This window comes from Komagataeibacter sucrofermentans DSM 15973 (genome assembly GCF_040581405.1).
Lineage (GTDB): Bacteria > Pseudomonadota > Alphaproteobacteria > Acetobacterales > Acetobacteraceae > Komagataeibacter > Komagataeibacter sucrofermentans.
The window spans coordinates 970,506-992,214 of the sequence record NZ_CP137157.1 but is presented as its reverse complement, the minus strand read 5'-3'; the positions used below and the strand labels follow the sequence as shown (position 1 = coordinate 992,214).

Sequence of the window (21,709 nt, the reverse complement as noted above, 5' to 3'; positions counted from 1 at the left end):
GCGGTGCCTCCTGAAGCTTTTCCTGTTTTTCACGCGTTCCCGCGCAGCACGCGGCGCAGGGCATGGGCGCCATATTTTATGGCCGCGCGGCCAGCGGGCAGAAAAGCGTAGAAATTGAGGAACCCATGCACCGTGCCGCGCCATGTGCGGGTTTCGGCCTGCCCGCCCGCCTGCTGCAGGGCGTGGGCGTAGCCGGTGCCTTCATCATGCAGGGGGTCGCATTGCGCAAGCCCGATCACGGCAGGCGGCAGCCCGGCCAGCGAGGGCGCAAAAATGGGCGCAAGCCGCGGGTCATGCAGGTCGTCAGGCGTGCGGATATACTGCTCGGCATACCATTCCATCAGCTTGGTGGAGAGCATGTAGCCCGTGGCATAGGTCTCGCGGGAGGGCACGTCACGATCCCCGTACAGCGAGGGATAATAGAGCAGTTGCATGGCCAGTTCCGGGCCACCCCGGTCACGCGCCATCTGGGCCAGCACGGCGGCCAGCGTGCCGCCCGCGCTGTCACCCGCGACAGCAATCGGGCCACCCCAGCGATGCGCCTCGCCCGCCAGCCACTGCAACGCCGCCCAGCAATCCTCCACCGCATGGGGAAAGCGGTTTTCAGGGGCGAGGCTGTAATCAATGGACAGCACCGCCGCCCCTGACTGCCGCGCCAGCCTGCAGCATATGCCGTGATGCGAGTTCAGCCCGCAATGCACATACCCGCCCCCATGCATGAACAGCACCACCCCATGCACCCGCCCATAGGGCACGTACAGCCGGGCGGCCAGCAGCCCGTCACGCCCCGGCACGCGGCAGCTTATCACGCGCCGCACCTGCAGCGAGGACAGCCCCATGGGAAAACATGGGCGGTTGAGCTTGCGCCGCATGTCCTCCAGCGTGTGCGGCTCGACGTTGCGCCGCCGCGCGTGCCACCAGTGCATGCCGCCCAGCAATGTGCGGGTGAGCAGGCCAGGGCGGGAGGCGGCGGTTGAATCGGGCATGGAGCGCCTTTCCGGCAGGAAAACGAATTGAAAGAACACAGGCCCCTCATTTATCGCTTGACGCTGCGCGCATGCACCGCCAGTTTCCGCATGCCAGACGGTCGGACGGTCGCTGCCACGTGGTCATACGCGTGATGGAGGAAAGTCCGGGCTCCACGGAAAAACGGTGCCGGCTAACGGCCGGCGGGGGCAACCCTAGGGACAGTGCCACAGAAAACAGACCGCCCTCACGGCGGCGCGCGCAGCAATGCGGGCGACGTTGGGGGCAAGGGTGAAACGGTGCGGTAAGAGCGCACCGCATGCATGGTAACATGGATGGCAGGGCAAACCCCACCGGGAGCAAGACCGAATAGGAACGGCGGATGGGCCGCAAGGCGCCATCAGGGGTTTTTCCGCCCTGTCGTTCGGGTTGGTCGCGTCAGGTGCGTAGCAATGCGCATCGCAGAGGAATGATCGTCCCGCCCCGTAAGGGGCGGACAGAACCCGGCTTACAGACCGTCTGGCATTTTCCCCCACTCCATGATTCAACCGCCTTGCGCGGAGCGCTCTACCCAGAGTTGTTTACAAGTATTAACGCTAAAGAACAAATCATAAACAAGGCACATTCCTGCCATATTGCATGCGCTCGGAGCGGTTTTACATGCCGCATCAACCGCCTGTGCTGCAATAACAGTATTTTTCGGCCATCTTTCCTGCTTCTTTAATTGACCCCCCATAAAATCCCATGTTATCCCATGCTCACACCAGAGTCAGAAGGGGCGCGGTAACAGGCGCCACGGGGGCTGAGCACTGGGTTTTCGAAATTTGCCGAGGGAGGGCATCGCGCAGCGTGAGTGTATTCCTGGGCACACACCAGAACCGGCTGGATGCAAAAGGGCGCGTTTCCATTCCCTCCGCATTCCGCGCCGCGCTGCGTGCCCGGGCCAAATCGGGCGAGCCGCTGGCCATCCTGCGTCCGTCCCATCTGCATCCCTGCCTCGAGGCATGGCCCGCTGATGCTTTTGCCGCACTGACCCGCCCGCTGGATGAAATGGACATTTCCTCCGAAGACCACGACGACCTGGCCACCGCCCTCTATGCCGATGCCTACCCGTTCGAGGCTGACCGCGAAGGCCGCATCCTGCTGCCCGAATCCCTGCGTGCCCATGCTGGCCTGACCGACCAGGCCACCTTCATGGGGCTGGGCCGCACTTTCCAGATCTGGGAGCCGCAGGCGGCCGCCGCCCGCCGGGCCGATGCCCGCCTGCGCGCCCGCAGCCTCACCACGGGCCGGGGCGCACTCCCCACGGGCACACCGTCATGAACGGCCCCTTCCCCCCGCACGACCCCGGCCATGTGCCCGTGATGCTGGCCGAGGTGATGGAATACCTCGCCCCGCATGACAGCGCCCGTTACGTAGATGGCACGTTTGGTGGCGGTGGTTACGCACGCGCCATCCTAGCAAGCTGCAACTGCCAGTTGTGGGGCATCGACCGCGACCCCGCCGCCATCGCGCGCGGCGAGGCCCTTGCCCCCGCTTTCCCCGATGGGCATGGCGGCACGCGGCTGCACCTGCTTCATGGCGGCTTTGCCGACATGGCGGCCCTGCTGGCTGAAGATGGCGTAACGAAGGTGGATGGCATCGTGCTCGACCTAGGCGTGTCGTCCTACCAGATCGATGAGGCCGAGCGCGGCTTCTCCTTCCGCATGGATGGCCCGCTGGACATGCGCATGAATGACACGGGGCCGACAGCAGCCGACGTGGTCAATACCCTGCCCGAGGCGGAACTGGCCGATATCATCTACCATTATGGCGAGGAGCGCCTGTCACGCCGCGTGGCGCGCGCCATCGTGACAGCCCGCGCCGAGGCCCCGCTGCTGCGCACCACCCAGCTGGCCGACGTGGTGCGCTCGGTCGTGCGCCCCGACCGTTCTGGCATCGACCCCGCCACCCGCACGTTCCAGGGGCTGCGCATTCACGTCAATGACGAACTGGGCCAGATCCGCGCCGTGCTGGAACAGGCCCCCGGCCTGCTGGCGCCGGGCGGGCGGTTGGTGGTTGTCTCGTTCCATTCGCTGGAGGACAGGCTGGTCAAGCAGGCCATGCTGCGCGCGGCAGGCCGCGTGCCCGCCCCCTCCCGCCATGACCCACGCGCCATGACCGAGCGCGCGGGGCCAACCGGATTCAAACTCCTGACCGGACGCCCCATCCGGCCGGGAGCGGAAGAAACCCACCGTAATCCACGTGCACGCAGCGCAAGACTGCGCGCGATGGAATGCATCGCCCCCCCATCCATCGCAGCATCGGAACCTGCCGCATGAGTCGGTTTGTAACGCTTTTCTTTGCCATGGTGGCGGCCGCATCCGGCCTGTTCCTTTATAACAAGAAACAGCAGACCACAGCACTCGACCACCAGATTGCCCAGATCGTGGAGCAGACGGAGCGCACCCGCGCGCAGACCGCCATGCTGCGCGCCGAATGGGCCATGCTGAACCAGCCCGACCGGCTGGGCACTCTGGCCAGCCGTTACGACAAGGCGCTCCAGCCCGTCGCGCCCACACAGTTCGTGCAGATGTCGGCGCTCAGCGCCCACCTGCCGCCTGTTGGCGTGCCATCGCACAACCCCGCGCCCGCCCCCCGCGCGACGATGGTGGCCACCCTCGCCGCCGATCATGCAACGCCTTCGCCCGTGCATGCGGCCGTGGCGACCCTGCCCGCAATAGCCGCGCCCGTAACGCCCGCCCATGTCGAGCGCGCCGTGGCTACCCTGCCCCCCCGCCATGCCGATCCTGCGCCATCGCATGACGGGCTGGCCCACGCCATGGCCCAGATCGAGCCGCGCGCGCCTGCGCACGCTGCCCCCGAGCACGCCCACCTGCCCGAACGCATGGCGGCGGCCGAGCCCGTGCACCTGCCGCCCAGCCCGCGTGAGAGCATGATTACGCCTGCCCGCATGGCCGCCGCGAGCTATCCCCCCCGCAGCCAGAACATAGCCGAGGCCGCATGGCACCCCACCGCAGCACCCCGCATGGGGGGCAGTTCGCTGGGCACGCCGCATGTGACAAGCCTGCCGCCGCCGGTGCCTGTCAGCAACTGATCGTCCTTTTCCTACCGGCCCTGTAGCCCGGAACCCGTATGCAAAACCCTTTGAGCAACCAGCCAGACAGAGGTGGACAGGCTTCCCCCGGGGGGAGCCTGCGCACGCTTATGGCGCAGGACCGCATGCATGCGCGGCTGGTGGTTGTGGCCGGGGGGTTCTGCCTGCTGTTTTCAGCCATTGCGCTCAAGCTGACACTGGCCACGATCATCAATCCCCTGCCGCCGCAACAACAGCAGATCGCGCCGCAGGTACCCCCCATTCCCAAAAGCGACCCCAAGGGAATGATCGCGGGCGACGTGGTGCTGCCGCAGGTGCACCGCGCCTCGGTCACCGACCGCAACGGGCAGGTGCTGGCCCTGTCGCTGCCAGTGGCCCAGGTCTATGCCAACCCGCAGGAAATGATCGATGCAACCGATGCCGCCCATCGGCTCAAGCACGCCCTGCCCAGCCTGGACGAAGCCGAGACGAAGCGCCGCCTGCTGCTGAACAAGCAGTTCGTCTATCTGGCGCGTGACATCTCGCCCGCGCAGGAACTGGCCATCAACAACCTCGGCATTCCCGGCATCTATTTCGAACCCGGCGAGCGCCGCCGCTACCCCATGGGCCGCGTGGCCGCCCACATTCTCGGTGGGGTGGATATCGATGACCACGGCGTGGCGGGCATCGAGCGGTATTTTGACAAGCGCCTCGACAGTGACAGCCAGCCCCTGCGCCTGTCGCTCGACGTGCGCGTACAGAACGTGGTGCATGACGAACTGCAATCCGCGATGGACATGTTCCAGGCCATCGGCGCGTGCGCCATCGTGATGGACGTGCATACCGGCGAGATCATCACCATGGTCAGCCTGCCCGATTATGACGCCAATGACTTTGGCCGCGCTGCGGCTGATTCACGCTTCAACCGCGCCGTGACGGGCATGTACGAACCCGGCTCGACCTTCAAGCTCCAGACCGTGGCCATGGCGTTGCAGGAAGGCATCGCCCATATCTGGGACAGCTTCTCGAGCACGCCCATCAAGATCGGCCGCTTCACCATCTCGGACATGAAGAACGACCATTTTTCCCCGTGGCTGTCCCTGCCCGAGGTGATGGCCTATTCCTCCAACCCCGCCGCCGCCCATATCGCACTTGATGCGGGCGCCCCGCGCCAGCAGGAATGGCTGCGGCGCATGGGCTTCTTCTCGCGCGTGCCGATCGAACTGCCCGAGGCCGGGCGGCCCATCATCCCCTCGGTGCATAACTGGGGGGTTTCCACCACCATGACGGTGGCGTTCGGCCATGGCGTGGCGGAGCCGCCGCTTTCCATCGTGCGCGGCACGGCGGCCACGGCCAATGGCGGCTTCCTGCTGCGGCCCACCCTTGTCGCGGCGGAAAGCCCCACCACGACGGATGCCCCTACCGATGCCGATACCGCCATGCCCGCGGATGCGGAGCGCCTGATCTCGGCTGCCAATTCCGATATCCTGCGCAAGATCCTGCGCCTCGACGTGGCCAAGGGCACGGGGCAGAAGGCGGAATCACCGGGCTATTACGTAGGCGGCAAGACCGGCACGGCGGAAAAGATCGGCGCGCATGGCGGCTACCTCAAGCATGTCAACGTTTCGGCCTTTACCGGCATCTTCCCCATGAACGCGCCGCGCTACGCCATCTACGTCATGCTCGACAGCCCCAAGCCCACCGCCCAGACCCATGGCTGGACCACGGCGGGTTGGAACGCGGCCCCTACGGCAGCCCACATGATCACGCGCATCGCCCCCATGCTCGGGCTGTTTCCCGATACGCAGCATGAAGCCGCGATCGAGGCCTCGCTGGCCATTCCCATGCGGCCTGCCATACCGCGTGGCTACCGCGCGCTTGGGCCGGGCTATGACCCCGGCACGGCCAGGCTGCATGAGCACGAGCATGAAGCAGCGCCCCATGCCGCGGCCCGCACCCACGCCTCCCGCGACGTAACCGAGGCCACGCCCGCCAGCCATGCCCTGCATGCTGGCAATGAAGCCGGGCGCACGCCCGCCCACCACCAGCGCGAGCGGGGATGACGCGCATGGACCTGACCGAAGTCCTGCACCGCGCAGGCGTTGCCGTCGCGCGGCCCGTGCCTGCCGCAACCGGCCCCGTTACCGCCATTACGGCAGACAGCCGCGCAACCGGCCCCGGCGTGATCTTTGCCGCCCTGCGCGGCACGCGGGTGGATGGGCGGGCTTATATTCCGCAGGCCGTGGCCAATGGCGTTGCGGCCGTGCTGGTGCAGGCCGATCCCGATTTCGTGCCGCCGCCGGGCGTTGCCTGCGTGCAGGTGGACGATGCGCGCCGCGCGATGGCCCTGATCGCGCGCGCGCTCGCCCCCCGCCTGCCTGCCCATATCGCGGCCATTACCGGCACCAATGGCAAGACCAGCACGGCGGAATTCCTGCGCCAGATCTGGGCGCTGCAGGGTTTGCAGGCAGGCACCATCGGCACGCTGGGCGCAGTTGCCCCCTGCCCGCTGCCTGATTGCGGCCCCGTGCTCACCACGCCCGACAGCGTGGGCCTGATGCGCCTGCTCGGCGCAATGGCGGCGGGCGGGGTCGAGCATGTCGCCATCGAGGCGTCATCGCACGGGCTGGAACAGCGCAGGCTCGATGGCATCACGCCCTATGCCGCAGGTTTCAGCAACCTCACGCGTGACCATCTGGACTATCACGGCACTGCCGCGCACTACCGCGCCGCCAAGCTGCGCCTGTTCGACACGATTCTGCCCGAAGGGGGCATTGCCGCCCTCAATGCGGACATGGACGCCGAGACCTGCGCTGCCGTGCGCGCCATTGCCCAACGCCGCAACCTCGTGCTGCGCACCACCGGCACACAGGGCGAGAGCCTGCGCCTGCTGTCCGCCCGCGCCACCCCCATGGGGCAGGACCTGCGCATCGCCACCCCTGCGGGGGAATGCGCGGTCAGCGTGAAGCTGGTCGGGCGCTTTCAGGTCGATAACCTGCTCATGGCCGCAGCGCTTTCAGGCAGCGCGGACGATGCGCCCGCGCGCGCGCTCGCCCTCCTGCCGCACCTGCATGGCGTGCGTGGCAGGCTGGAACGCGCCGCCGTGCTGCCGGGCGGAGCCGCCGCCTATGTCGATTACGCCCACACGCCCGATGCCATCGCCCGGCTGCTGAACTCGCTGCGCCCCCACACGCCGGGCAGGCTGGTGATCGTGATGGGGGCTGGCGGCGACCGCGACCGGGGCAAGCGGCCCGTGATGGGCGCCACCGCCACGCAACTGGCCGACACCGTGATCGTAACCGATGACAACCCCCGCAGCGAGCCGCCCGACGCCATTCGCGCGGCCATCATGGCGGCCAGCCCTGGCGCCATCGAGATCGGTGACCGCAGGCAGGCCATTGCGGCGGGCCTCGACATGCTCGGCGCGGGCGACGTACTGGTGGTGGCGGGCAAGGGCCATGAACAGGGGCAGATCGTGGGTGATGCGGTGCTGCCATTTGATGATGCCACGGTGATCCGTGGCCTGACGACGGGGACTGAATGACAGTGCTATGGAGCCGCGCGGACCTTGAGGCCGCGACATCGGGGCGTTTTCCGTCATCAGGCGACGTGGTCATTGCGGGCACCGGCGTCTCGATCGATACCCGCACGCTCCAGCCCGGCGATGTATTCATCGCGCTGAAGGGCGAGAACAGCAACGGGCACGCCCATGTCGCCACCGCCCTTGCCGCGGACGCTGCAGCCGTCGTGGCGCATGAGCCCTGTGGTGATGATCCGCGCATCCTGATGGTGGGCGACACGCTGGCCGCCATGCAGGGCATGGCCCGTTTCGCCCGCGCGCGCTTTACGGGCCGCATGCTGGCCGTGACCGGCAGCGTGGGCAAGACCTCGGTCAAGGACATGCTGAAAGCGGCCCTGAATGCGTGCGGGCCGACCCATGGCGCCGTGGCGTCTTATAACAATCATTGGGGCGTGCCGCTCACACTCGCCCGCCTGCCCGCCACGGCAGCCTACTGCGTGTGCGAGATCGGCATGAACCATGCAGGCGAGATCGCGCCGCTCGCCGCCATGGTGCGCCCCGACGTGGCGGTGGTGACCACGGTCGCCGCATCGCATCTGGGGCTGATGGGCAGCATCGACGCCATTGCGCACGAAAAGGCCGAACTCCTGCTGGCCCTGCCCGCGGGCGGCACCGCCGTCATCCCCGCCGGAATTACGGGACATGACCATTTTGAACGCAACGCTGGCCAGAAGGGCGCCACGCTGTGGCGCGTGGGTACAACGCCGGACTGCGCGGCGCGGGCACATGACGTGGCGCAGGATGCGCATGGCAGCACCTTCTCCCTCACGCTGCCGGACTGGCAGGGCGTGGCGCGCGTCAACGCGCCAGGGCGGCACATGGCCGATAACGCCATGCTGGCGCTCGCGGCGGCGGATGCGGCGGGTGCTGACATGAACCTTGCCGTAGCGGGCCTTGCCACTTTCCGCCCCGGCGCCGGGCGGGGCGCGATTGCAAAGGTGATGCATGACAATGTTGCCCTGCTTGATGAAAGCTATAATGCCTCCCCGGCCTCTGTCCGCGCCGCACTTGACCTGCTCGGGCTGGTTGCCACGGGGCGGCGCATCGCCGTGCTGGGCGACATGCTTGAACTCGGCGCATTTGCGCGGCATGAGCATGCCTCCCTTCTCCCTGCCGTCCGTGCAAACGCGGATGCTGTCTTCTGTTGCGGCCCGAATATGAAAATACTTTTTGACAGCCTGCCTCCTGCCCTACGCGGGGCCTGGACGCCGGATTCCACCACCCTTGCCCCCCTGGTGCGCGCAGCCCTGCGCGCGGGCGATACGGTTATGGTCAAGGGCAGCCTTGGCAGCCGCATGCGCCATGTCGTGGCCGCCCTGCGCGAAGATGATGCCCGGGTGGGACCGGCCTGATGCTCTATGACCTGTTCGAGCACCATGCCACGGCCCATACCTCCGTGCTCAACCTGTTTCGCTACATCACGTTCCGCTCGGGGGCTGCGTGCCTGACCGCACTGGTCATCAGCCTGTGCCTGGGCAACCCGCTGATCGCGCAGCTGCGCCGCATCCAGCGTGGCGGCCAGCCCATCCGCAAGCTCGGGCCGGAGCGCCACCTGATTGAAAAGGTCGGCACCCCCACCATGGGCGGCGTGCTGATCCTGCTCTCGCTATTCGGCTCGACCCTGCTGTGGGCCGACCTGACCAACGGCTTTGTCTGGGCTGTCATGCTCACCACGGCGGCCTTTGGCGCGGTGGGCTTTGCCGATGACTACCTCAAGCTGTCACGCCGCAATACCGATGGCGTGTCCAAGCGCATGCGTCTGGGCTGCGAGTTCGGGGCCTCGCTGATCGGCGGCCTCTGGCTCGAACACATGATGCCGCCTGATCTGGCCAACCACCTCGCCTTTCCGTTCGTGAAAGACCTGCTGCTGCCGCTGGGCTACGCCTTTCCGCTGTTTGCCATGATCACCATTACCGGGTTTGGCAACGCCGTGAACTTTACCGACGGGCTCGACGGGCTGGCCATCGTGCCGGTCATTGTCGCAGCCCTCGTATTCGCGCTGATTTCCTACCTCGTGGGCAACCATGTGTTTGCCGACTACCTGCAACTGCACGCCGTGCCCGGCACGGGCGAACTTGGGGTGTTCTGCTCCGCCCTTGTGGGCGCGGGGCTGGGCTTTCTGTGGTTCAACGCCCCGCCTGCGGCCGTGTTCATGGGTGATACCGGCTCGCTCGCGCTGGGTGGCGCGCTTGGGGCCGTGGCCGTTGCGGTCAAGCATGAACTGGTGCTGTGCATCGTGGGCGGGCTGTTCGTGGTGGAAACGCTTTCGGTCATCATTCAGGTGTTCTGGTACAAGCGCACCGGGCGGCGCGTGTTCCTGATGGCGCCGCTGCACCACCATTTCGAGAAAAAGGGCTGGGCGGAATCCAAGATCGTGATCCGGTTCTGGATCGTGTCCATCGTGCTGGGGCTGTGTGGTCTGGCCACGCTGAAACTGCGGTGAGCGGCACCTTCCCCCCCACCCTGTTCGCGGGCCACCATTATGGCGTGGCCGGGCTGGGCCGTAACGGCCATGCTGCTGTCACCGCCCTGCTGACCATGGGGGCCAGCGTGCAGGCATGGGATGACCGGTCCGAGGCCCGTGAGGCGCTTGCCGCCCACCCGCACCTGAAGGTCGCCCCCTTCACCAACATGCTGGGGCTGGCCGCCCTCGTGCTTTCACCGGGCATTCCGCACCGCCTGCCCAGCCCGCATCCGCTGGCCACCATGGCAATGGAGGCCGGCGTGCCGATCCTGTCGGATGCCGAACTGCTGTTCCGCGCCCTGCGGGCGGCGGGCGGGCGGGCACGCTTTGCGGGCATTACCGGCACCAATGGCAAGTCCACCACCACCGTGCTGCTGGCGCATATGCTGGCCTGTGGCGGCATTCCGGTGGCAGTTGGCGGCAACCTTGGTCCTGCGGCGCTCAGCCTGCCGCTGCTGCCTGATGATGGCGTGTACGTGCTGGAAATGTCATCGTACATGCTGGAGCGGCTGGAGCGGCTGCATTTCGATGCCGCCTGCCTGCTCAACCTGACGCCTGACCACCTTGACCGCCATGGCGACATGACCGGCTACACGCGGGCCAAGATGCATGTGTTCGACCATCAGGGGCCGGGCGATCTGGCCGTTCTGGGCGCGACCCTGCCCGATTATGCCAGCCTGAACCGCCTGCTTGCGCCAACCCGCGCCACCGTGGCCTGCATCAGCGGCGCGGACATACCGCAATGCGATTTCTACTGCACGCCGCATGCGCTGTGCGACCGCCACGGCGTGATTGCCGACATGACCCATGTGCCCGACCTGCCCGGCACCCATAACCGCGAGAACGCGGCTGCCGCCACCGCCATGGCGCTGCATCTGGGCATGCCGCGGGCTGCGGTAGAGGGCGCGCTGCGCAGCTTCAGCGCGCTGGACCACCGGCAGAAAACCGTGGGCAACCATGATGGCGTCCGCTTCATCAATGACAGCAAGGCCACCAATGCCGATGCCACGGCCCGCGCGCTCGCCTGCCATGAGCGCATGGTGTGGATTGCGGGTGGCACAGCCAAGGCGGGCGGGATCGAGCCGCTTGCCCCCCTGTTCGGGCGCGTGGCGCTGGCGCTGCTGATCGGGCGCGATGCGCCGGTGCTGGCCCGCACCCTTGCCCAGCACAAGGTGCCCTACCGCATTGTCGAAACCCTTGAGCGCGCCGTGCCCGAGGCATACGAGGCCGCCCGCGCGCTGGGCGTGGATGTGGTGATGCTTTCGCCCGCCTGCGCAAGCTTTGACCAGTTCAGCGGTTTTGAAGCCCGTGGCGCGCGCTTTGCAGCCCTTGTGCAGGCCCTTGTGGCGAAGCCGGAGGGCACCGGCACGCAATGAGCAACCTGTCGCGCATAAACACCTCGCATCTGGCGCGATGGTGGCGGAGCATCGACCGAGTCACGCTGATCTGCGTGGGTATCCTGATCGGGTTCGGCTATATCCTGATGCTGGCGGCAAGCCCGGCCGTGGCCGTGCGCATTGGTGCCTCGCGCGATATGTTCATTTTCAAGCAGGTCGTCTTTCTGGTGCTCGCGGCGGTGATCGTATGCACCACCTCGCTGCTTTCGCTGCGCGGGGTGCGGATGGTGGGGTGGATCGGCTTCGTGCTCGCACTCGGCGCCACCTTCCTCACCCTGGTGCATGGCATCGAGATCAAGGGCGCGCGGCGGTGGATCGCGCTGCCCATGATGTCGGTCCAGCCATCCGAATTTCTCAAGCCCTTCTTTGCCGTGGTCACCGCCTGGCTGCTGACCGAGCGCAAGACGCGGGCGTATTTTCCCGGCCTGCTGGTGGCGCTGGGGCTGTTCGCGCTCGTGCTGCTGCTGCTCAAGTCGCAGCCCGATATCGGCATGCTGAGCGTGATTACCACCGTATTCCTGGCGCAGCTTTTTGTTGATGGGCTGAGTCTGTTCCTGGTCGGCGCAGGTGTTGCCAGCATGGTGGCGGCGTTTATTGGCGCGTATATGGTGTTTCCGCACGTGCGCTCGCGCGTGGAGCGGTTTTTGCACCCTGCCGTGGGTGACCATTACCAGATCGACACGGCACTACGCGCCTTTGGCAATGGCGGCCTGCTGGGGCGCGGGCCGGGTGAAGGCCGGGTTAAGGACCTGCTGCCCGATGCGCACGCCGATTTCGTGTTCGCGGTGGCGGGCGAGGAGTTCGGCATGCTGGTGTGCCTGTTCATTATTGGCGTGTTCGCCACCATCGTCATCCGCACGCTGCTCAAGCTGCTGCGCGAGAATGATCCCTTCATTGCGGTGGCAACAGCGGGGCTGGTGACAGGCTTCGGCCTGCAGGCCTTTGTCAACATGGGCTCGACGCTGCACCTCATCCCGACCAAAGGCATGACGCTGCCGTTCATTTCCTATGGCGGCTCATCGGCCATGTCGGTGGCGCTGACCATCGGGCTGGTGCTGGCGCTGACCCGCAACCGGCCCAACGAGAACCGCTTCGGGCAGTTTACGCCAGCCCCATCCCCCGCACAGAGAGTATCGTCATGACCCATCACTGCATTGCCGTGGCAGCCGGGGGCACCGGCGGCCATTTCTTCCCCGCCGAGGCGCTGGCCTGCGAACTGGTGCGCCGGGGGCATGACATCATCCTCATGACCGACCAGCGCGCCGGCGGGCGCGAAAGCGGCGTGTTTGCCGGGCGCCAGCAGTTCGTGCTGCCCGGCGCGGGCATTGCCGGGCGCGGCCTGATGCGGGCCAGCCGGGCAGCACTGGCGCTGGCGCGCGGCACGCTGCAGGCGCGCGGCATCATTGGCCGCATTCGCCCTGCCGCCATCATCGGCTTTGGCGGCTACCCCTCCGTGCCGCCACTGCTGGGCGGCAGCCTGCTGGGCAAAAAACACCGCCCGCTGCTGTTCATCCATGAAGGCAATGCGGTGCTGGGCAAGGCCAATGGCTTCCTGGCCCCGCGCATGGATGGCATCGCCACGTCCTTCCCCACGGTAGCGGGCGTGCCTGCCAGGGTGCCCACCACGCTGACCGGCATGCCGGTGCGGCCCGATATCGCGGCACTGGCGGGGGAAGGCTATGAACCCTCCAATGGCGTGCTCAGGCTGCTGGTGTGGGGTGGCTCGCTCGGCGCCCGCGTGTTCAGCGACGTGGTGCCCCCAGCCCTTGCCGCCCTGCCGCCCGCGCTGCGCGCGCGGCTGCAGGTCACCCAGCAGGCCCGCGCCGAGGATGTGGCGCGCGTGCAGGCCGCCTATAAAACGGCTGGCATTCCCGCCACCATAGCCCCCTTTCTTGATGACGTGCCCGGCCTGTTGCGGGCAGCCCATCTGGTGATTGGCCGGGCGGGCGGTTCATCGGTGGCAGAACTGACGGTGGCGGGCCGCCCTGCCCTGCTGGTGCCGCTGCCCATTGCCGCGCGTGATGAACAGGGTGCCAACGCACAGGCGCTGGTTGACGCGGGGGCTGCGTGGATGATCCGCCAGCCCGCATTTACCGCGCCCGCGCTCACGCAGCGCCTGACCACATTGCTCGCTGACCGCGACCTGCTCGCCCGCACGGCGCAGGCCGCGAGCCGCCTTGGCCGCCCCGATGCCGCCCGCCTTCTGGCCGATATGATAGAAGCCCGCTTGCCTGACACGCCCCGCACCGCTTAATTCCCGGCAGCGCGAATACGGAGACCTGAGTAGATGAGAGCCCTGCCCCTTTCGATTGGCACCATTCATTTCGTCGGCATTGGCGGAATTGGCATGTCCGGCATTGCCGAAGTGCTGCACATGCTTGGCTATGCGGTGCAGGGCTCCGACATTGCCGAGAGCGCCAATGTCGCGCGCCTGCGTGCGTCCGGCATTCCCGTCACCATCGGCCATGACGCGGACAACCTTGGCGGCGCGCAGGTGGTGGTCACCTCCACCGCCGTCAAGCGCGACAACCCCGAGGTGGTGGCCGCGCGCGCGCGGCTGATCCCGGTGGTGCGCCGCGCCGAGATGCTGGCCGAGCTGATGCGCCTGCGCTGGTCGGTGGCTGTTGGCGGCACGCATGGCAAGACCACCACCACCAGCCTTGTCGCCGCCGTGCTCGAGGCCGCCAAGCTTGACCCCACGGTCATCAATGGCGGCATTATCGAGGCCTATGGCACCAACACCCGCATGGGCTCGGGCGACTGGATGGTGGTCGAGGCCGATGAGAGCGATGGCTCCTTCCTGCGCCTGCCTTCGGTCATTACGGTGGTCACCAACATGGACCCCGAGCACCTCGACCACTGGGGCACGGAAGAGGCGATGCAGGCGGCCTATGACCAGTTCGTTTCGAACATTCCGTTCTATGGCTTTGCCGTGCTGTGCATCGACCACCCCGCCGTGCAGCAGATGATTCCGCGCCTGTCCGACCACCGCATCATCACCTACGGCTTCTCGCCGCAGGCGGATGTGCGCGCCGAGAAGGTGATTACCGACAAGCTCGGCGCAACCTTCGAGGTCGTGATCACCAACCGCAACCGCAACCGCTCGCGCCGGGCGGGGCCGTTCCGCCTGCCCATGCTGGGCCACCACAACGTGCAGAACGCGCTGGCGGCGATTGCGGTGGGCACCGAGATGGAAATCGACGACGCCACCATCCGCTCGGCCTTCGCCGCCTTCCGTGGCGTCAAGCGCCGCTTTACCCGCACGGGCGAGACCGGTGGCATCACCATCATCGATGATTATGGCCATCACCCCGTCGAGATCGCAGCCGTGCTCAAGGCAGCAAGGCAGGCGGGCGCGGGCAACGTGATCGCGGTGATGCAGCCGCACCGCTATTCACGCCTCAAGAGCCTGTTCAACGAGTTCTGCACCTGCATGAACGATGCGGGCACGGTCATCATTGCCGATGTGTATGCCGCAGGCGAGCAGCCGATCGAGGGCATCGACCGCGATGCGCTGGTCGAGGGCCTGCGCGAGCGCGGGCACCGCTCGGTCGTGCCGCTGCCGGGGCCGGAACATCTGGCGGAAATGATCAACGCCATCGCCCGCCCCGGTGACTTCGTGGTGTGCCTTGGCGCTGGCAGCATCACCAACTGGGCGCAGGCGCTGCCTGCCCAGCTGGCGGAACTGCAGGGCATTGCCCATGCCCCCGCCCAGAAGGCGGATGCCCATTCATGACCGCTGGCCCCGCCACCCCCCTGCCGCAATGGGCGCAGGTTCTGGACACGGACGAATTCCGCCCCCGTGGCCGCCTGACCCCGCAGGCCGCCCTTGGCCCGCGCACATGGTTCCGCGTGGGTGGCGCGGCTGAGCTATTGTTCCAGCCCGCATGCGCCGAGGATCTGGCGCAGGCACTGGGGCGCCTGCCGCTTGAGGTGCCGGTGTTGCCGCTGGGCGCATGCTCGAACGTGATCGTGCGCGATGGCGGGATTGACGGGCTGGTCATTCGCCTCGCCCGTGGCTTTTCCACCATCCGCCGCGATGGCGATGGCCTGATCGTGGGCGCTGCCTGCCTGGACATGACGGTGGCCGAACATGCCGCCGAAGCAGGCCTGGCGGGGCTTGAATTCCTGGCGGGCATTCCCGGCTCGATCGGCGGCGCGGTGGCCATGAACGCAGGCGCCTACGGCTCGGACATGGCCACGGTGCTGGACTGGGTGGAGATCGTGACCCGCGATGGCGGGCTGCTGCGCCTGCCCGCCGCCTCGCTTGATTTTGGCTACCGCCACGCCACCCTGCCGCCGCAGGCCGTGGTGGTGCGCGCACGCCTCAACGCGCAGGAAGCGCCCTCCGCGGTCATCCGCCAGCGCATTGACGAGATCCGCACCGCGCGCGAAGGCGCCCAGCCGGTGCGCGCGCGCACGGGGGGCTCCACCTTCCGCAATCCCGCCCCTGACGAATCGGAGCGCAAGGCGTGGGAGCTGATCGATGCCGCTGGCTGCCGGGGGCTTGTGGTGGGGGGCGCGCAGATGAGCGAGAAGCACTGCAACTTCATGCTCAACACCGGCACCGCGACCGCCGCCGACCTTGAGCGGCTGGGTGATGTCGTGCGCCAGCGCGTGCATGACCACACGGCCGTCACACTGCGGTGGGAAATAAAGCGCCTCGGGCGGCCTGCCCCTCACGGCATGGGAGAAAACACATGAAACGCCGCCGCATCTGCGTGCTGATGGGCGGTCTTTCCGCCGAGCGCGAAGTCAGCCTCGACAGCGGGCGCAACGTGGCGGACGCGCTGCGCAGCCTGGGCCATGACGTGCACACCATCGACCCCGGCGCTGACCTGCTGGCGCTGGTGCGCGACCTGCAGGCAGGCCAGCCCGACGCCGTGTTCAACGCCCTGCACGGCCGCTTTGGCGAGGACGGGTCGATTCAGGGCATACTCGACTGGATGGGCATCCCCTACACCCATTCCGGCGTGCGGGCCTCGGCCACCGCCATGGACAAGGATGCCGCCCGCGCGGTGTTTGCCGCAGCCGGCCTGCCCATCGCCACCGGCCTGTGCCTCACCCCCGCCGAACTCGAACCCGCCGACCCGCTGCCCGCACCCTATGTGGTCAAGCCGCTCAACGAGGGGTCATCGGTGGGCGTTGAGATCATCCGCGCGGGCAGCAACCGCCGCGCCGAGATTGCACGGAGCTGGACATTCGGCACCCACTTGCTGGTGGAGGAATACATTCCCGGCCGCGAACTGACCGTGGGCGTGCTGCATGACCGCGCCCTGACCGTAACCGACATCACCCCCACCGGCAGCGGCCCCACCTTCTATGACTACCAGGCCAAATACGCTGCTGGCGGCTCGTGCCACGAACTGCCCGCGCGCATTCACCCCGCGGCCTTCGAGCTGGCGCGCGAACTGGCGCTGGCGACCCACCGCGCGCTGGGTTGCCGGGGGGCGAGCCGCACCGACTTCCGCTATGACGACACGGCGGGCACAGACCAGCCCAGCCGCCTCGTGATTCTGGAAACCAACACCCAGCCGGGCATGACGCCCACATCGCTCCTGCCCGAGCAGGCCGCCGCCTGTGGCATGGACTACGCCACGCTGTGCCAGTGGATGATTGACCAGGCGACCTGCCGTACATGAGGCGACCGACCGACAGCGGCGACCGCCCTTCCCGGCTTTCGATCTTCCTGCGCCGCCAGAAACGCCTGATCCGCCCGGCCCTGCTGGTGCTGGTGCTGGCGGGGCTGGTGGCGGGTGGCGTGACAGCGCTGCGCCATGTCGGCTCCGACCCGCGCTTTGCCTCACTCAGGGGGCGGATCATCAACATGCTGCCGCTGCGCGTGACCGAAATTGACGTAACCGGCTGCGTGCTGACCAGCGAAAGCGCCCTGCAGGAAGCGCTGGGCGTGCGCACGGGGGATTTCATTCTCGGTTTTTCGGTCAAGGCCGCGCGTGAGCGCATCGACGCGCTGCCCTTTGTCGATCATTCGGTGGTCGAGCGTCACCTGCCGGGCACCATTCTCATCCACCTGTTTGAACGCCAGCCCTTTGCCGTATGGCAGAATCACGGACATTTCATGCTGATCGACCGGGCGGGCAACCAGGTGCGCGACAAGGGCATGACCGGCAAGGATGCCGAGGCCTTCCGCCAGTTGCCGCTCGTGGTCGGGCCGGACGCCAATCTTGCCGCCGCCGCCATGATTGATGAACTCACGGCCCAGCCCGAAGTCAGCAGCCATGTCGTGGCCGCTGCCCGCGTGGGGCAGCGCCGGTGGAACCTGACGCTGCGCAACGGCACGACCATCCTGCTGCCTGAAGGGCAGGAAGCGGCAGCGCTCAAGCGCCTTGCACAAATGCAGGAAACCATAAAAATACTCGACCGGCCCGTCATCGCCATAGACATGCGCCTGCCAGACCGCCTGATCATCCGTGAGAACCCCGTGACGCCGAATGACAACACCAATAATGGACCTGACCAGGGCGACAGCCCGCCACCGGCAGCCCCCACAAGCGACCAGGCCCCCCGGCAGCAGCCATGGCTTTCCCCCGATAACGGCCTGAGACGGAGGCGGGCATGACCCATCCAGTGCCGGGACCGGTCAAAACGACCCTTCCCGCAACGCGCACGACCACACCGGCACCCCCTGCGGTGCCTGCCATCCGCGGGCCTGCCGTGCCTGCGCGCGTGCCCCGCCCGCGCGCGCCCGCAACCCTTGTGCCCGCCGCCGAGCGCATGCCCGCGCGCAAGCTGCGCACCGGGCCGTTCAGCGTGCTTGATATCGGCTCGACCAAGATCGTCTGCCTGATCGGGCGCGGCGAACCTGACAACACCATCCGTATCCTCGGTCATGGCTGGCGGCGCTCGCACGGGGTGCGCTCGGGCGGAATCGTGGACCTGCGCGAGGCGGAATCGGCCATCCGCAACGCCGTGGCCCAGGCCGAGGACATGGCGACGGAGCGGCGCGATTCGATTTTCGTCAACCTGTCATGCGGTCACCCCGAGAGCCGGCACATCAATGCGCGCTGGCCCATTGGCGGGCGCGAGATCACCAAGGCCGATGTCAACCGCATCATTGCCGAAGGGCGGCTGCGTGCCGTATCGGAAGGGCGCTCGGCCATCCATACCCTGCCGCTCGACTATGCGGTGGATGACACGCAGGAAGTGCTCGACCCGCGCGGCCACCTGTGCGACCTGCTCTCGGCGCGGCTGCATGTGATCGACGCCAACACCACGGCGCTGCGCAACCTTGAGGCCGTGCTCTCACGCGTGGAACTCAAGATTGCGGGCATGGTGTCCTCGCCCCTGGCCTCGGGGCTTGCGGTGATGAGCGAGGACGAGCGCAACCTTGGCGCGACCGTGGTGGACATGGGCGGCGGGCTGACCTCGATCGGGGTGTTTGGCGAAGGCAGGCTGCTGCACACCGCCACGATTCCGGTGGGGGGGCTGCATATTACACGCGATATTGCACAAGGGCTTTCCACCTCGATCGACAGCGCCGAGCGGCTCAAGACCATGTATGGCTCGGCCGAACTGCTCGCGGGCGATGATAATGATCCCATCCTCGTGCAGTTGATTGGCGATAACGACCATCATTATGTCAGAATCTCACGCTCAAAGATCGTCTCGATCATACATCCACGCGTGGAGGAAACCCTGGAAATGATACGTGACAGGCTGGAAATGGCGGCCGTAGGCCCCGCTGCCGATGGCCGCGTGATCCTGACCGGTGGCGGCTCGCTGCTTGAGGGAATCGGCCCCATGGCGGCGCGCATCCTCAACCGGCAGGTGCGTCTTGGCCGCCCGCGCCGCATTGTGGGCCTGCCTGAAAACGCGGCGACCTGGCCCATGTTCTCCACCTCGGCCGGATTACTGGCCTGGGCTGCGGGCGCCGCCGATGAAATGGGCGAGCCCGACACGCGCGACGCCCGCCCCGGCGGTCTTGTAAGACGTTTTGTGGATTTCATACGTGATAGGGTATGATCTTGCGCGGAAACCATTTATTGTACTTTTGCCGTTAGTATGCCAGCACGCCTACCCCCCATCCATCGGGAGCCCAGCATGACCCTCAACCTGACCATCCCGCAGCAGAATCATTCCGATTTCACCCCCCGCATTACAGTGATCGGGGTTGGCGGTGGTGGTACCAATGCGGTGGACAACATGATCCATTCGCAGTTGCAGGGGGTGGAATTCATTGTCGCCAACACGGATGCCCAGCAGCTTTCGCACAGCAAGGCCGACCGCCGCATCCAGCTTGGCCCGCATCTGACGCAGGGCCTCGGCGCAGGCGCCAAGCCCGAGATCGGCCGCGCCGCGGCGGAAGAAGCGTGCGATGAACTCTCCCGCCACCTTGATGGCGCGCACATGGTGTTCATCACCGCGGGCATGGGCGGCGGCACCGGCACGGGGGCGGCACCGGTCATTGCCCGCATGGCGCGCGAGCGCGGCATCCTGACCGTGGGCGTGGTGACCAAGCCCTTCATGTTCGAGGGCATGCGCCGCACCAAGTCGGCCGAGGCTGGCATTGCCGAACTGCAGCAGTTCGTTGACACGCTGATCGTGATCCCGAACCAGAACCTGTTCCGCATGGCCAATGAGAGCACGAGCTGGCGCGATGCCTTCAAGATGGCGGACAACGTGCTTTACATGGGCGTGCGCGGCGTGACCGACCTCATGATGGCACCGGGCCTCGTCAACCTCGATTTTGCCGATATCCGCACCATCATGGCGGAAATGGGCAAGGCGATGATGGGCACGGGCGATGCCGAGGGCGACAACCGCGCCATTGCCGCAGCCGAGGCCGCGATCTCCAACCCGCTGCTTGAAGATACCTCGATGAAGGGCGCGCAGGGCCTGCTCATCAACATCACCGGCGGCGAGGATCTGACCCTGTTCGAGGTGGATCAGGCGGCCAACCGCATCCGCGAGGAAGTGGCGGAAGACGCCAACATCATCTTCGGTTCCGCCATCGACACCTCGCTTAATGGCAAGATCCGCGTCTCGGTCGTGGCCACGGGCATCGACAACCCGCCGGCAGGCCGGGGCGCCAGCCAGCCTGCCGAGGCTGCGGAACCCGTAAGCCCTGCGCAGCCCGCGCCGGAAGCCGCCGCACCGCCTGCGGCCCCCACTACGGCACAGGCCGCGCCGCAGCAGCCTTCCGCACCGCCGCTACAGCAACACGCGGCACCCTCCCGGCCTGGCCAGGCCCCGGCTCCCGGCGCTGCGCAACGCCCGCCTGCCCCGCCGCGCGCACCCTCGCCCCATGCCGTGCCGCCGCAGGTGCAGCGCAGTTCGCCCCGCTCGCCCTTGTTTACGGAAAACGCCAGGCCCCAGGCGCCTGAGCCACTGCGCCTCTCGCCCGCGGCAGAGAATACCGGCATCGTCTTTCACCGCACCGACTGCACCATGCCGCCCGTCACCGCCCGCTACGACACGGTGGTGGACACCCAGCTGAGCACGGTGCTTGGCCACGGATCACAGGGCGCGCGCATTGCCACGGTGGAACACCTGATGGCGGCACTCGCAGGCTGTGGCATCGATAACGTGCTTGTCGAGGTGGATGGGCCGGAAATCCCGGTATTTGACGGTTCAGCCGCCGAATTCGTGTTCCTGCTCGAATGCGCCGGGATCAGGCAGCAGGAGGCCCGTCGCCAGCATATCCATGTCACCCGGCCCATACGGGTGGAAGAAGGCGATGCCTTTGCCGAGCTCTCCCCCGCCACGCAGCCGGGGCTGGCCATTGACATTTCCATCGACTTTCCCGCTGCCGCCATTGGCCAGCAGCGCTATGCAACGCAGGTTGACAGCCACCTGTTCCGCCAGCACCTGAGCCGGGCGCGCACCTTCGTGCTCCAGCCCGAGATCGAGCACCTGCATGCCATAGGCCTCGCACGTGGCGGCTCGCTCGACAATGCCGTGGTGGTCAATGGCGACAGCGTGCTCAACCCCGCTGGCCTGCGCCACCCCGATGAATTCGTGCGCCATAAGGTGCTTGATGCGATTGGCGACCTGTATCTGGCTGGCGGCCTGATCGAAGGGCGGTTCAGGGGGCACAAATCGGGGCATACCCTCAATAACAGCCTGTTGCGCAAGCTGTTTGCCGATAAGGCGAACTGGCATGTCGCCCCTGCCGGCACGCCTGCGGGCCAGCCCTGCACGCAGGCTGCGTGATGGATGAGTGTGAAATCCGCACGCGGAGACTTCACCCACACCCGGCACATGAT

The 21,709-nt window shown here is 67.0% G+C and carries 17 protein-coding genes, 1 other RNA gene and 1 pseudogene; 18 read left to right on the top strand and 1 reads right to left on the bottom strand.

The window, feature by feature from the left end; translation table 11 throughout:
- Positions 1–29 precede the first annotated feature (29 nt).
- Complete coding sequence (locus tag R5N89_RS04680) at positions 30–986, bottom strand: alpha/beta hydrolase (protein ID WP_110569240.1); 957 nt, start codon at positions 984–986, stop codon at positions 30–32.
- 93 nt (positions 987–1,079) lie between these two features.
- Here R5N89_RS04680 and rnpB point away from each other — a divergent pair.
- From rnpB to lpxC, 18 genes and pseudogenes are all read left to right on the top strand, one after another.
- Positions 1,080–1,493: RNase P RNA component class A (gene rnpB, locus R5N89_RS04675), an RNA gene on the top strand.
- Between the two features lie 322 nt (positions 1,494–1,815).
- The gene (gene mraZ / locus R5N89_RS04670; RefSeq protein WP_110569241.1) at positions 1,816–2,289 is read left to right on the top strand and encodes a division/cell wall cluster transcriptional repressor MraZ; all 474 of its coding nucleotides are present in this window, start codon (positions 1,816–1,818) and stop codon (positions 2,287–2,289) included.
- Positions 2,286–3,287: a 16S rRNA (cytosine(1402)-N(4))-methyltransferase RsmH gene (gene rsmH / locus R5N89_RS04665; RefSeq protein WP_110569242.1), complete on the top strand. Its 1,002-nt coding sequence runs from the start codon at positions 2,286–2,288 to the stop codon at positions 3,285–3,287. Before mraZ ends, rsmH begins: the two co-directional genes overlap by 4 nt.
- Complete coding sequence (locus tag R5N89_RS04660) at positions 3,284–4,063, top strand: ABC transporter permease (protein WP_110569243.1); 780 nt, start codon at positions 3,284–3,286, stop codon at positions 4,061–4,063. Before rsmH ends, R5N89_RS04660 begins: the two co-directional genes overlap by 4 nt.
- Positions 4,064–4,101: 38 nt before the next feature.
- The gene (locus tag R5N89_RS04655) at positions 4,102–6,105 is read left to right on the top strand and encodes a penicillin-binding protein 2 (RefSeq protein WP_110569244.1); all 2,004 of its coding nucleotides are present in this window, start codon (positions 4,102–4,104) and stop codon (positions 6,103–6,105) included.
- 5 nt (positions 6,106–6,110) lie between these two features.
- The gene (locus R5N89_RS04650) at positions 6,111–7,586 is read left to right on the top strand and encodes a UDP-N-acetylmuramoyl-L-alanyl-D-glutamate--2,6-diaminopimelate ligase (protein WP_110569285.1); all 1,476 of its coding nucleotides are present in this window, start codon (positions 6,111–6,113) and stop codon (positions 7,584–7,586) included.
- Positions 7,583–8,974: a UDP-N-acetylmuramoyl-tripeptide--D-alanyl-D-alanine ligase gene (murF, locus tag R5N89_RS04645; protein ID WP_110569245.1), complete on the top strand. Its 1,392-nt coding sequence runs from the start codon at positions 7,583–7,585 to the stop codon at positions 8,972–8,974. The genes R5N89_RS04650 and murF overlap by 4 nt, the downstream gene beginning before the upstream one ends.
- Positions 8,974–10,065 (top strand): phospho-N-acetylmuramoyl-pentapeptide-transferase, encoded by a 1,092-nt coding sequence (gene mraY, locus R5N89_RS04640; RefSeq protein WP_110569246.1) that lies wholly within the window; start codon positions 8,974–8,976, stop codon positions 10,063–10,065. Before murF ends, mraY begins: the two co-directional genes overlap by 1 nt.
- Positions 10,062–11,462 (top strand): UDP-N-acetylmuramoyl-L-alanine--D-glutamate ligase, encoded by a 1,401-nt coding sequence (gene murD / locus R5N89_RS04635; RefSeq protein WP_110569247.1) that lies wholly within the window; start codon positions 10,062–10,064, stop codon positions 11,460–11,462. The genes mraY and murD overlap by 4 nt, the downstream gene beginning before the upstream one ends.
- On the top strand, positions 11,459–12,625 hold the full coding sequence (locus R5N89_RS04630; RefSeq protein ID WP_110569248.1) for an FtsW/RodA/SpoVE family cell cycle protein: 1,167 nt from the start codon (positions 11,459–11,461) through the stop codon (positions 12,623–12,625). Before murD ends, R5N89_RS04630 begins: the two co-directional genes overlap by 4 nt.
- Entirely contained in the window at positions 12,622–13,737 is a 1,116-nt protein-coding gene (gene murG / locus R5N89_RS04625) for an undecaprenyldiphospho-muramoylpentapeptide beta-N-acetylglucosaminyltransferase (protein WP_110569249.1), read from the top strand. The genes R5N89_RS04630 and murG overlap by 4 nt, the downstream gene beginning before the upstream one ends.
- A gap of 33 nt (positions 13,738–13,770) precedes the next feature.
- Positions 13,771–15,219, top strand: a complete 1,449-nt coding sequence (gene murC, locus R5N89_RS04620) for a UDP-N-acetylmuramate--L-alanine ligase (RefSeq protein ID WP_110569250.1) — start codon at positions 13,771–13,773, stop codon at positions 15,217–15,219.
- Positions 15,216–16,187, top strand: a complete 972-nt coding sequence (gene murB, locus R5N89_RS04615; RefSeq protein WP_110569251.1) for a UDP-N-acetylmuramate dehydrogenase — start codon at positions 15,216–15,218, stop codon at positions 16,185–16,187. The genes murC and murB overlap by 4 nt, the downstream gene beginning before the upstream one ends.
- A complete protein-coding gene (locus tag R5N89_RS04610) occupies positions 16,184–17,125 on the top strand; it encodes a D-alanine--D-alanine ligase (RefSeq protein WP_110569252.1) in 942 nt (313 codons plus the stop codon). Before murB ends, R5N89_RS04610 begins: the two co-directional genes overlap by 4 nt.
- On the top strand, positions 17,122–18,063 hold the full coding sequence (locus R5N89_RS04605; protein ID WP_110569253.1) for a cell division protein FtsQ/DivIB: 942 nt from the start codon (positions 17,122–17,124) through the stop codon (positions 18,061–18,063). The genes R5N89_RS04610 and R5N89_RS04605 overlap by 4 nt, the downstream gene beginning before the upstream one ends.
- Positions 18,060–19,466 (top strand): cell division protein FtsA, encoded by a 1,407-nt coding sequence (ftsA, locus tag R5N89_RS04600; RefSeq protein ID WP_110569254.1) that lies wholly within the window; start codon positions 18,060–18,062, stop codon positions 19,464–19,466. The genes R5N89_RS04605 and ftsA overlap by 4 nt, the downstream gene beginning before the upstream one ends.
- A 78-nt stretch (positions 19,467–19,544) precedes the next feature.
- Positions 19,545–20,831: pseudogene (gene ftsZ, locus R5N89_RS16360) on the top strand (cell division protein FtsZ); the annotation flags it as partial.
- A 60-nt stretch (positions 20,832–20,891) separates the two neighbouring features.
- Positions 20,892–21,656, top strand: a complete 765-nt coding sequence (lpxC, locus tag R5N89_RS16355; protein WP_408887036.1) for a UDP-3-O-acyl-N-acetylglucosamine deacetylase — start codon at positions 20,892–20,894, stop codon at positions 21,654–21,656.
- Positions 21,657–21,709 lie beyond the last annotated feature (53 nt).